The organism is Flavimaricola marinus (genome assembly GCF_900184895.1).
Classification (GTDB): Bacteria; Pseudomonadota; Alphaproteobacteria; order Rhodobacterales; family Rhodobacteraceae; genus Flavimaricola; species Flavimaricola marinus.
Map to the genome: position 1 here is coordinate 17,858 of NZ_FXZK01000021.1, position 11,321 is coordinate 29,178.

11 protein-coding genes are annotated in these 11,321 nt (G+C 58.4%); 6 read left to right on the forward strand and 5 right to left on the reverse strand.

Translation table 11 applies throughout. From position 1 onward, the window contains the following. Positions 1-75 precede the first annotated feature (75 nt). Positions 76-804, forward strand: coding sequence for an AAA family ATPase (locus tag LOM8899_RS21850; protein ID WP_093994366.1), 729 nt, complete (start codon positions 76-78; stop codon positions 802-804). Then, positions 801-1,115 (forward strand): hypothetical protein, encoded by a 315-nt coding sequence (locus LOM8899_RS21855; RefSeq protein WP_093994367.1) that lies wholly within the window; start codon positions 801-803, stop codon positions 1,113-1,115. The genes LOM8899_RS21850 and LOM8899_RS21855 overlap by 4 nt, the downstream gene beginning before the upstream one ends. Here LOM8899_RS21855 and LOM8899_RS21860 read toward each other — a convergent pair. The 3 genes from LOM8899_RS21860 to LOM8899_RS21870 form a co-directional block, all read right to left on the reverse strand. Continuing rightward, positions 1,112-2,176 carry a replication initiator protein A gene (locus LOM8899_RS21860; RefSeq protein ID WP_074637844.1) on the reverse strand — a complete coding sequence of 355 codons (1,065 nt, stop codon included), beginning with the start codon at positions 2,174-2,176 and terminating at the stop codon, positions 1,112-1,114. The genes LOM8899_RS21855 and LOM8899_RS21860 overlap by 4 nt on opposite strands. 313 nt (positions 2,177-2,489) lie before the next feature. Next, a complete protein-coding gene (locus LOM8899_RS21865) occupies positions 2,490-4,334 on the reverse strand; it encodes a type IV secretory system conjugative DNA transfer family protein (protein ID WP_133065090.1) in 1,845 nt (614 codons plus the stop codon). Further along, complete coding sequence (locus tag LOM8899_RS21870; protein ID WP_093994368.1) at positions 4,331-4,618, reverse strand: hypothetical protein; 288 nt, start codon at positions 4,616-4,618, stop codon at positions 4,331-4,333. The genes LOM8899_RS21865 and LOM8899_RS21870 overlap by 4 nt, the downstream gene beginning before the upstream one ends. A gap of 236 nt (positions 4,619-4,854) precedes the next feature. On the opposite strand from LOM8899_RS21870, the gene mobQ reads away from it, so the two are divergent. From mobQ to LOM8899_RS21890, 4 genes are all read left to right on the forward strand, one after another. Next, complete coding sequence (gene mobQ / locus LOM8899_RS21875; RefSeq protein ID WP_093994369.1) at positions 4,855-6,141, forward strand: MobQ family relaxase; 1,287 nt, start codon at positions 4,855-4,857, stop codon at positions 6,139-6,141. A gap of 26 nt (positions 6,142-6,167) precedes the next feature. Continuing rightward, on the forward strand, positions 6,168-6,560 hold the full coding sequence (locus LOM8899_RS21880) for a hypothetical protein (protein ID WP_093994370.1): 393 nt from the start codon (positions 6,168-6,170) through the stop codon (positions 6,558-6,560). A 425-nt stretch (positions 6,561-6,985) separates the two neighbouring features. After that, positions 6,986-7,600, forward strand: a complete 615-nt coding sequence (locus LOM8899_RS21885; protein WP_211096252.1) for a hypothetical protein — start codon at positions 6,986-6,988, stop codon at positions 7,598-7,600. Between the two features lie 436 nt (positions 7,601-8,036). After that, positions 8,037-8,921, forward strand: a complete 885-nt coding sequence (locus LOM8899_RS21890; RefSeq protein WP_093994371.1) for an ArdC family protein — start codon at positions 8,037-8,039, stop codon at positions 8,919-8,921. Between the two features lie 1,122 nt (positions 8,922-10,043). Here the strand turns inward: LOM8899_RS21890 and LOM8899_RS21900 are convergent. Together LOM8899_RS21900 and LOM8899_RS23625 are read right to left on the reverse strand one after the other, a co-directional pair. Continuing rightward, positions 10,044-10,883: a DUF3800 domain-containing protein gene (locus LOM8899_RS21900; RefSeq protein WP_093994373.1), complete on the reverse strand. Its 840-nt coding sequence runs from the start codon at positions 10,881-10,883 to the stop codon at positions 10,044-10,046. Between the two features lies 1 nt (position 10,884). Next, on the reverse strand, positions 10,885-11,321 hold a 437-nt coding region (locus LOM8899_RS23625; RefSeq protein WP_211096253.1), incomplete at its 5' end, for a DUF8810 domain-containing protein.

Sequence of the window (11,321 nt, forward strand, 5' to 3'; positions counted from 1 at the left end):
GTCGTTAAAGTTAACTTTATAATTAATGTTAACGACATAGTTGACGTTAGAGTTAAACGCAGGCAATCTACCGTCATGTATGTAATCACCTTCGCAAACCCGAAAGGCGGCTCGGGGAAAACTACGTCCGCCATGCTCTTGGCTGAACAGATCGCTATTTCTGGCGGTCGCGTTGCGATTCTCGATCTGGACCCAAACGCCAACATCCTTGCATGGGCCCAGACGCGCGAAGCCGAAGGCAGAGGCGTTCCTTTCACAGTTCATGCGCGACCGCAGGCCGAAGAGACGGTCGAGCTCATCGACAGCCTATCCGACGAGGCTGACTATCTCATTATCGACCTTGAAGGGTCGAAGGATCAGATCGTCACTTTCGCGCTATCGCGGACCGATTTGTGCATCATCCCGCTCGATGGCTCGCCCATGGAAGCCCGGCAAGCCGCGCAAGCGGTTCGCTTGGTGCAAACCACAGCAAACATGATCCGCGCGCAAATCAACTACGCCCTCTTGTTCACTCGCACCAACGCCGCGTTCCAGACCACGGATGAGCGCGACGTGCGGCAAGAAATGGAGCTCAACAACATCCCGACGCTACCCGTTCGGATCGCCAAGCGCGCGCCTTACACCCGCATATTCCGGGACGGTGTGCTCTTGTCAGAGCTGCCTGACATCGTGACGCAAGAAATGCAGGGCAAAACCGCGTCTGTATCCGACAAGGCCATGAAGCAGGTGACCGGAGCCATCGAGAATGCCCGCGACTACGCACAAACCGTCATTGCAACCCTTACCAAGGAGCAAGTGACATGAGCGGGAAATACGGCTTCTCAGGTGGGATCGACCTGCCCAAGACAACACCAGCGCCCAAGCCTCGGCCAAAGGTCGATGGCCGCTCATTAAGCGAGGCCGTCAGGGCCGGTGCCGATCTTGGCTTCGTCAACAGGGAGCCAACGACGCGCCTTAAACCTGGCCCCAAACGCAAAGAGCCGCAGGACAAAGTTTCGATACCTGGCCCGAAGCGCGTGGTGGATGATTTCCGGGCTTTTTGTTCAACGCGCGATCTTACCCTTTGGCAGGGCTTGGAGTTGTTGCTTGAAGAACAGAAGGGTAGAAGCGGCTAAGGGTTGCCGCGTTTCTCAAAGATTTTCCGGCAGAACCCTAAGAATGCCCTGTCCGGGTTGGCCGGTGCATCGAGACCACCGTCGGCCATCCATTCGCGCCATTCTTGCTCTAGCGTGTAGATATCCCATCCCGGCGCAACCTTACGGGCTTCCTGATAAACGTCAGGGCTCAAACGGATCGCCCCGGATGGAGCCGCCAGAGCTTGCGGCTTTTCCGCGTGACGGTTTACAAATACGACCATGTTTTCGTCTAACCGGACTGAATAGTCCGGCATGTGATTGTACGCCTCATCTTGAGCGACAATGTTGCCGACCAGCCGCTTAAACTCGCGAGAGGTCGAAGCCGATCCGCACTTGTCTTGCAAAGCAGAAAGACTGATTTTCCACTCTTTCTTCGAGCCACAGTGCTTGCGGGCGATCTCATAGATGCGCCGCTCTAATGGCTTACGCAGCCGGAAATAGTTCCGGTGAAGGGTCAAAACTTCATGCGCTTGGATCGCGTTGAACACCCAATCAGAGAGTTGCACTTCGATTTCCTGCATCCGACCATCACGGGTTTCACGTACGATACGAGCGCGGTCGATGATGCTAAAAATATCCAATTGCTCGACATCGCCGGTCACGATGTTCGTCTCAATCTGTGTCCCTTGCAGCCGGGCGAGGGCGCTTCGAAGGCCGCTATATCCACGCCCATCCGATGGCCGGTTCGTTGCTTTCAGAAGGTCGAACGCCTTCAGGCGAACGATTTTTGAAACCTTCTGACCTTTGTTGATAGCTGCCATAATTTGACTGATGCAGTAGATCAGCACATCGCGATCGTGGATCGTTGCCAGACCATCGGACGAAGGTTTCACTTCGAGATAGTTTCGCCCCGTCCCATCTTCGTATCGCCGCACTCGGTGATCTGGTTTTGTAGAAAGCGAGAAAATCGGATGCGCCATCGAAGCCATGTCGCCCTTGGGTGCGGCATCAAAGATATCGCATACAAAAAAGTCGCCTTGTTCCTGCCGATCAGGCAGCAAGGGAGAGCGGTCGCCGTCTTTCGTGATTTCACACACCATGACCTATGTTTCGTGATTTCACACACACGGTCAAGCCCTTTCGTGATTTCACACACAGGCACAGCCCTTTCGTGTCTTTACACACGTTCCTTCGTGTCTTTACACACGCTTTATCGTGACTCTACACACAGGCCACTTCTAAAAGCCTAATGAATTCATAGTCCTATGAACACTTATCCACAGCGTAACACATTATATAACACATATTTAACACTACAAAATTTCCCCTCATTTCAGCAGTAGCTTTCCGAACCTGAACACATGGAGAAGTGCTCGCAACTAAGAATGCGCCCGAAAAGCAGCGAAACGTGCCTCAGTTCAAGGGGTTTTGATCGAATCTTCCACGGTAGGCCTTGCTCTTGAAATACACATTTTGCTTCGCCTTGAGCGGGTTCCGGTTGCCTACCAACAGCAGCAGATCATCCGCCTTCATGCCCGTGATCTGCTCAGCCGTCATGAGCTTCTGTCGCTGCTCCGAGTAGGAAAAGTCCCGGCCCTCGTTCGGGGCCTTGCCCTCTCGAATTTGCTGAGAATAGACAGTGCTTTCCCCGAGGTGGCGGGCAGCCCATTCAGCGGTTTCGATGTCGTTGAGGTTGAAGACACGCTTGGTGATACAGGAGCCGAAGATCGAGCGGGCATCGTTTGGCCCATAGGCCTTTTCGACCTGACCCGTGTCCTGGGTGACGAACAGCGCTTCGACACCCGCACCGGCGGCGACGTTGGCAATGTTCATGATCTGCTCCATGCGGCCCATCCGCACGAATTCATCGAGGACAAGCAGGATCGGGGCCTTGACCTTGCGCCGCCCGTCCTGGCGCACGACCGTGCCCAGGACGAGGTTGATAAACAGGCGCATGAAGATCGCTTGCTTGTCCACTTGGTCGAGAGGCACCGCGATGAAGAGATCGACCCGGTCATCGAGAAGATCGTCTATGCGGAAGCTGGACCCGGCCAGGAAGTGGCGCATGTTGTCGGACTGCATCCACTCAAAAGCTTTTGAGACCGCTGTCTGAATCGACCCGCGTTCTCTGTCTCCCGCGCGCAGAATGGTGGCGGCGGTCTGGGCCGGGCGGTGGCCGACAAGGTCGCCATTTTCAGCCCAGGCCTCAAGCGTGCCGTCGAGGTTTGCTGACAGAAGCAGATCGGCGACAGCGATCAGATTGCGCCGGTTCGGTTCTTCCTGCGTCACGATCACTTCGATTGCCGCCGCGACCAGCTGGCGGGCCATTTCTGAAAAATGCGCGCCGTCGCCTTGTTCAGGTTTGACCAGGCCGTCCGCAACCAGGGCCACGTCTCGCGCCAGCTCGTGGGTGCGGATGTAGTCGAGCGGGTTGAACTGATCCTGTCCGTCTTCGACGAGGGCGAAGGGGTTGAGGACGGCAACCTTGCGCCCGAGCTCTTCGCGGTGGCGGCGCGTGACGGCGAAATTCTCGCCCTTGATATCCAGGACCACGACCGGCCCCTGGTGATCGAGGATCGCCGGGATCACGGCGCTGACGCCCTTGCCGCCGCGTGTGCCGGAGACAACGAGGTGATGCCCGCCGCGCCATCCCTTCGCATCGTTCTTGACGTAGCGCAGGAGTTTGCCCTTGTGCAGGGCGAGGGGCAGGCCGGTCTTGTTGCGCTTCAGCTGGGCCACGTCACGCGGGTCCATCCATCCCGCTTGCCACGGGCCGGTGCGGGATTTGCGGTTGCGACCAATGCGTGGATTGAAGATCGCCATCAGCGGGGTGCTGACAGCGACGGCCACGCCAAAGGCCCCGAGCGCGAAGGAGATCGCCATGGCCTGTTTCTGGGGATCAGAATACCGCGCCAGCCCCTTGAGGCCCTCCCAAATGGCACGGGGGAGGGGCCATCCCTGACCTGTCCATGCCTGGACTGTCGCCAGTATGTCGCTGAGCGGGCCTCTGAGGGGCGTCAGGGCAGTGAGGACGGCCACGCACAGGCAGACCCATGCGAGGAGCTTCAGGGGTGTCCTGTGGCGCTCAGCGGTGGTCCCGAGGGTATCGAGGATGGTGGCCACGGCGATGATCGGGAAGGCATAGGTGGTCACCGGGTAGATCGCGACCGCTTGCGGAGCGAGGATCAGGGCGGCAGCGGCTACGATCACAGCGCCGATCATGATCACCCAGTGGCGGGCTTCCAGAACAAAACTCATGACCGGTCCTCTTGCGCGTCAGGAAACAGAATCTGCCAGAGTCCACGGTCGCGATCCCGCTGGGTGAGGCGGTCTGGCAGGTCGCGCCGCACGATGCTCTGAAGAGCAGGTTCGGCGCTCAAACGGTCGAAGACCAAAGTGCCCAGGAGCCATTTGAGGCGGTCTTCGTCTTTCTTCTCAGACAGACGCCGCCGGGCATCGAGCGCGGCGATCTGTGCGTCGAGCTGGGCTTTCTTGGCGGCCAGTTCTTTGATCCGGGCGTCGGTCGGGCGGCTTTGGGACATGGGAAAACCTCGGGAATAATCGGGGCGAATGTAGTGGCGGATTGATAGCTTGAAAAGAATTAAATGCGCGCTTATACATTGTCTTCGACAACGTGCGCGTCCTCATGGGGGTAAACCCCCGCGCCGGACGGCTTCCCCCCAAGGCGGCGATGCCGCCTAAACGAGGGTTTCACCCTCGCGCTCCCGACCAGCGCAACCAGGCGCTGGACCCTGTTTTAAAGAGAGGCGCTCGATCCGTGGCGATCTACCATCTCAGTGCAAAAGTGATCAGCCGGGCAGGGGGCCGGTCATCGGTCGCAGCCGCCGCCTACCGGACGGCTGGGCGGCTGCGGGATGACCGGCAGGGGTTGGAGCATGATTACAGCCGCAAGGGCGGGGTCGTGCATTCCGAGATCATGGCCCCCGAAAATGCGCCCGACTGGATGCGCGACCGCGACCAGCTCTGGAACGCGGTCGAAGCCGTCGAGAAGCGGCGCGATGCCCAACTTGCTCGCGAGATCGAAGTGGCGCTGCCGCGTGAGCTTGATCGGGGCGAGAGGTTGGAGTTGTTGCGCGGGTTCGTGCAGCGCGAGTTTGTCGATCGCGGCATGATCGCGGATGTGGCCGTTCACGAGGGCAAGGCCCGTGATGGCCACGGTCAGCCCCATGCGCATGTCATGCTGACCATGCGGGAGCTGACCGGCGAGGGGTTCGGGAAGAAAGACCGCAGCTGGAATGCGCCAGACCTTCTGATGGGCTGGCGCGAAGCCTGGGCACGGGACGCGAACACGGCGCTTGAGCGGGCAGGGCGGTCGGAGCGGATCGACCATCGGTCCCTCGATGTTCAGCGCGCCGAAGCCGAGCAGCAGGTCGAGCGCGCGCGGGGGGGCGGACAGGAAGAGCTTGCGCTTGAGCACGAGAAAAAGGTGGTCGAGCTCAGCCGCGAGCCCGAGCCGAAAATCGGCCCATCGGCCAATGCGCAGGAGAAACGCGGGATCGTCACAGAGCGCGGCGAGGCTTTCCGCGCGGCGCAGGCGCGCAATGCTGAGCGCCAGGAGCTGGGCTGGCGGCAGTTGGAATTGCGGCTTGAGCTGATGGAGCGCGGGCGCGCCTTCATTGCCACCGCGCGCGAGCGGCTGGATCAGCTTTGGGGCCGCGCCGAGGCGGCGATGTCACGGATCAAGGAGAGGGTTATGGGCGAGGTTGAGAGGCCGCAGGCTGGTGCCGAGCGGGGTGGCGATATGGACGCGCGCCGAGCGGCAGTGTTGGGGTGCGACGTTGATCGACCTGAGGTGCAAGCGCCGGATGTCGGGCGCGAGCGCGCCCCTTCCGACGATCCTATTCGGGAGCGTCTGAACGCCATCCTTGGGCGTGGGCGTGATATCGGGCAGGAACGTGATGCCGCCGCCGTCGAGCGGGACATCGTCGCCCGTGATGGCGAGGGCCGTGACCAAGGGCGGTGGGATGACATTCTCGGGCGCGGGCGTGATAATGCGTCCGAGCGCGGGCAGGGCCGCGATCGCGACAGAGACAGAGAACGGTGAAAGACGTTTGCGGAGGGGTGGCCAAGATGAAGAAATGGCGCGTTGTTCTGGACGCCGCGAAGGCCCCGACCTGCGGTGACTGGGTTGCCGTGAGCGGGCTTTGCCCAGGTGAGGAGGAAACCGCACGATTCCTCTTTTTGGACGGGACGGAGGCAGATGGGTTCACGTTCCTCGATGCCCCACAGGAGCAGGTTGGCGACTCTCCCAGTGGCGAGCAGGTTCCGTGGCTGCACTTTCCAGACTGCATGGAGATCGTCGGAGTGGAACGTCAGGACTGGCGACCGCCGAGCTGGCCGCACGACAAGACATTGTGGCGTCTGACCCTGGTAAGCCTGCCGTCGAATGTCGAATTCGAGAAACGGCTTTTGGTTGGTCAAGAAAGCAGGCGTGGTGTCCTGAGCCGGTTAGGGTTGAGATAGCCTGATTTTTGGTGACCCCCCCCCTCGAACACCCCCATACCACGACACCACGATACCGCGAGACCGCATAACCCGACACCCCGATACCGTGAAAAAAATGAATTTAGATTTTATTACAGTAGTTTGAGGTACGGTCGATTGCGCATATGGTCCAACTCGTATCTTGAGTTGACACATTATAATCCAACTAAGCATCGGAAATTGACAAATATAGGTTATACTCAAGACAAGATAGCGAAACTTGGCATTCGACTTTGCGCGCTTAATCTGTCATTTTAGCCCTATCGTGAAGGCAGAGTGAGCTAGCTGCGGGTCCAAACCCAGCCGAACCACTAAAGCGACAGACCAACGGGGTGTCTGTGCGATGCCGCTAGCGAAGGGTCCGGGGTCCACACCCGGACCCGCCTATTTATAAGGACGCTACAATGGCAGGCCGATCGCAAAAAGAGATATTGAAGAAGCAGGTGGAAATCCGGTCGAAGCTATGGCCGGAGCTTGATCCAAGAATGCTCTGGAGCATAGATAGCGATGGTTGGTCGGCAGTGCCCCGCCTCATGCCTTTGATGATGAGCATAATGGATGATTTGTCTGGCAAGGGGTATCCAGTCAGCCGCACTTATTTAGAACTGTGGGTTCGCTTGCGCGAAGAACGTTTTCTTACCCTAAATCGCCCTGAGGAAATGGCATTTCATGCGGGGTTCGAGGGTCAGCGTGCGCTGCGAACTTGGAAGGACCGCGTGCAACGCCTCGCCAATCTTGGATTTATTGACTTGAAGCCCGGTCCGCTAGGCGACTTGTCCTATGCAGTGTTCTTCAACCCTTATCATGTCGTGAAGCGTGCGTATCTGGACGGCAATGTTCAGGAGCGGAAGTGGCAGGCCTTAGTTGTCAGGGCGAATGAAGTCCGTTCGTTTGATCTGGATGAACTTGATGACGAGGGCAATCTCGTCCTTGAGGAGGAAGAGGAAGCAGCCAAGCCCGCTGTTAAACCGAAGACCAAGCGTAGGCCCCGAACCAGTCGATCAACGAAGGCGAGCTAGAGCCGTTGAGGCTGATCTTGGTAACCTTCACTTTGGTGTAAATTTGTGATCCCGGCGATGCGCCGGTCTCGCTTTGAGCGATAGACAGGCCAGGGGATCGACGGGCTGACGCCCGCTCACCCCACCCCTGACAGTTTCCAAATCCTCTTGATCCGCCTGCCATCCTGGCAGGTCCGAGAAAACCGGCAAGCGCCGCCTGTGGCGTCGGTTCCGGTCGAGAATTCCGGTTCCTCCCACGCGCAGGCGCGCGGTTCCCTCCCAAATTCACGCCCTCCACCCGGTTGTCACGGCCCCGCCAGGCCGCAGGACGGGCTTTGCCCTTACCTGCTCTGCCGTCCGGAATGCATGGGCATTCCAGACAACAGAGAAGGAAGGCCCGCCCATTGGCGGAAAGGGGCAAGAGGCCCGGACCGCGTCACGCGAAGGAGGGTCACAAATGACCGCAGAGAAGTTTGACGTTTATTCCCATGTCACCAACCAGATCATCGCGCAGATCGAGGCGGGAACACCGCCCTGGCGCAAGCCGTGGACCGGCGGCGGGGTATCGGCCAGCTTGCCGGAACGGTTCAACGGCGAAGCCTATCGAGGCATCAACATCCTGATGCTTTGGGCGACGGCGATGGCCAGGGATTATAGCTCAGCCCGCTGGATGACATTCAATCAGGCCAAGCAGCTTGGGGGCCATGTCCGCAAGGGCGAGAAATCCGCAACTGTCGTGAAGTATGGCACCGTCGAGCGCGAAGACGAGAACGGTGAGGAACGCCAGATCCCCTATGCCAAGGCCTACCGCGTGTTCAACGCCGACCAGATCGAGGGCCTACCCGCTGAATTCTACATCCTGCCCGATCCGCCCCGTGATCTTGGCACCATGGCCGACCCCGAGCTGGAGGCGTTCTTTGCCGCGAGTGGCGCGCAGATCGACACCACCGAGGAGCCGCGCGCCTATTACAACATCAAGACGGACCGCATCCACATGCCGCGGATCGCGACCTTTCACAGGGCCGCAGGGTATTACGGCACCTTGGCGCATGAGCTGACCCACTGGACAGGAGCGACAAAGCGGCTGGACCGTTTGGGCCGGTTCAACGACCGCAAGGCCTACGCCTTCGAGGAGCTGGTCGCGGAAATCGGAAACTGCATGCTTTGCGCGCAGATCGGGGTGGAGCCTGAGTTCGATCAGAGCGCGGCCTATGTCGAAGGATGGCTTGAGGCGATGAAGGAAGACAGCCGCGCGATATTCCGCGCCGCTTCCGAGGCGCAGAAGGCCGTCGATTACATCATGACCCACACGGCGCAGGCCGACAGGATGGCCGCCGAGTAGCAGTCCGCACCGCCAGAAATGATCGAGGCCCCCGTCAGCAGGCGGGGGCCTTTTTGCGTTGTGGTGTGATCCTGGGTGTGGGCGGTTTCAGGGTGACCTGTCGGCGGGCAGCCTGAAGGCCACCCGCCGACAGGCCCGGCGCTTCGCGCGGATGGGCATGAAATGCCCGAAAGCGGAAATCCTATTGACCTAAAGTGCTAGACGCCGCGCTAGTGCCGAAGAAGAACGATTAGTGAACAAAGCTTTTCATATTCTGCATGTGATTATATCATGTGACAGAGGCGCGTGCACAATCAATCGTATATGTGCGCCTGACACCCACAATATAAGGGACAACTGATGGGGCAAATTGGACGAAAAGCAGGAACCACCATATTGCATGGCCCGAGGACGGCACGAACCCACGGGCGACCGTTCAATACGTTAGTCACAATCCGATTTTGGCAACTCGGCAGCACGGCCGAAACAATTGAAAAGGATTTTCGCTTCTTGAAAGCACGATGGTTTCAACCATGGTCAAATCGAGGCACTATCCGTAACGGAAAACCCAATCTGCCTGCCAATGGGACTCCAACTTACAGTCACGTCCACGAGAATTCCTCGGGAAAGCCGCATACACATTGGACGCTTCATGTCCGCCCCGAAAACTCCGCGCGGTTTGCTGTGGCCCTTGATCGCCGTCTTCGCCAGCAATTCGGGTTTTCCACTCTTCCCATTGGCGCTTTGGACATTCGAAGCATTACCAACGATGAGGGTGCCAAGCTCTACATGGTAAAGACGCTCGATCCACATTTCGCACGGCTTTGGGGCATCAGGTCAGAAGATGGGGGGCATATTCAGGGTAGACGAGCTGACAGTAGCCGAAACCTGGGGCCGTCCACGTGGCAGCCGCTGAAAGCGGCGTACAGAGCGGCTACGCGCGCATGAGGGGGTTGCTTGGTGATGAACGGGGGATACCAGCGAACGATCGTTTGCGCGGGATTGGGAACAGCACGTGATCAAGAAAAGTTACGTTATGCGAAAAATTATTGGTTTCTTAACTGAAACACGTTACATGCCGTAGCAGGCTTAGCCTACGAGATCGCCTGTGCGGTCGCCATACCCCGCCCCTTGTGGCGGGGTTTATGCTTTCCGATCAACGCCTTCAAAGCAGCTGTATTTTGTTGCCAGAGTCGCGTGATCAGCATCGTCCAGAATGCATTCGATCAGTTTCCCATCATCCCGAAGGCGGCGATATGGCCTGTTTCCAGAGTTGTAGCCACCCATACAAACGGGCCAAAGGTAGAGGTCTGCAAGCTGGGCCATGGGCGATGATTTGGCCTTGAACCGTAGATCGTAAAGCGTGGTCTTGAGCTGTTCCGTGGTGAGCGGTGCATACTTTCCGGAATTCTTGGTATCGAAGGGCAGGCCATCAGTTCGTAACTCGGCGTAATACGCCTTCAAAGCAGCGTCTTCCGTCTTGTTGCACTTCTCCGGCATCACACGAAGCCGCTGGCCCTGGCCGATTGCAAACTTTGCAGCCCGCTCGACAACGACAGAGAAAGCCGTCTTGCACAGCATCCAGCGGTTTTCGAGGTATTGAGCCGCATACCGGGCGTTATAGCCTGGACGATCAATGACACAGGCAATACCGATCACCGGCGCATCGCGCATGAGACCGTAGAGGTCTTCATAGAACGCGCCTTGTTCGTCTTTCGACTTGCCCCGAAGCCATAGGAAACCTTCATTCTGGGACCGGATTTCAGACGAGTGCAAAGGGGCGGTGACACCCCATTTTTCAACAAAGGCTGCGTGCAGACGGCGAGCTTCCTCTTCGTCCTCTTCACGGACCAGGACACCGCCAAGGGCAAACCAGTCATAGCCATGCGCAGGCTTCTTCCCAGGCTTCCGGCTTGGGTGACGTGTGCCGGAATCGTCCAGATACAAATTTAGGATGGCGGGTTTAATTTTCTGATCTGTCACGTCAAACCGCGCTTTCTAGCAGGGCGATTTCGTCTTCGGTCAGGTCGAACAGGTCATAGACGATGCTGTCGATCTGGGCTTCAGCCTGAGCGATTTCGGCGGTCAGGCGGGCGATCTCGGCGCGGTCGCGGTTGATCCAGTCCTCCCAGTCGGAGCGATCGGCCAGCGGGATGTCGGCCTTGAACACCTTCTTCACCTCGGCGCGGAAGGCGGCGAAGTCGGGCAAGGTCCACCATTCCTTGAGTTTGGTGTTGAGCTTTGGTTCGCGCTCTGGCGGGCAGAGGTCGGGGATGCGTCGGGCAAGAGCAGTTTGCAGGGCTAGGCGCTTCTCGGAGGTTAACTTTAATGTGCCAGCCAGATTGCAAATTTGTGACTTTTGGTAAGCATTGGCCGCTGGGATAGGAAACGCACTCAGTCCATCAGGTTGAATTTCAAAAA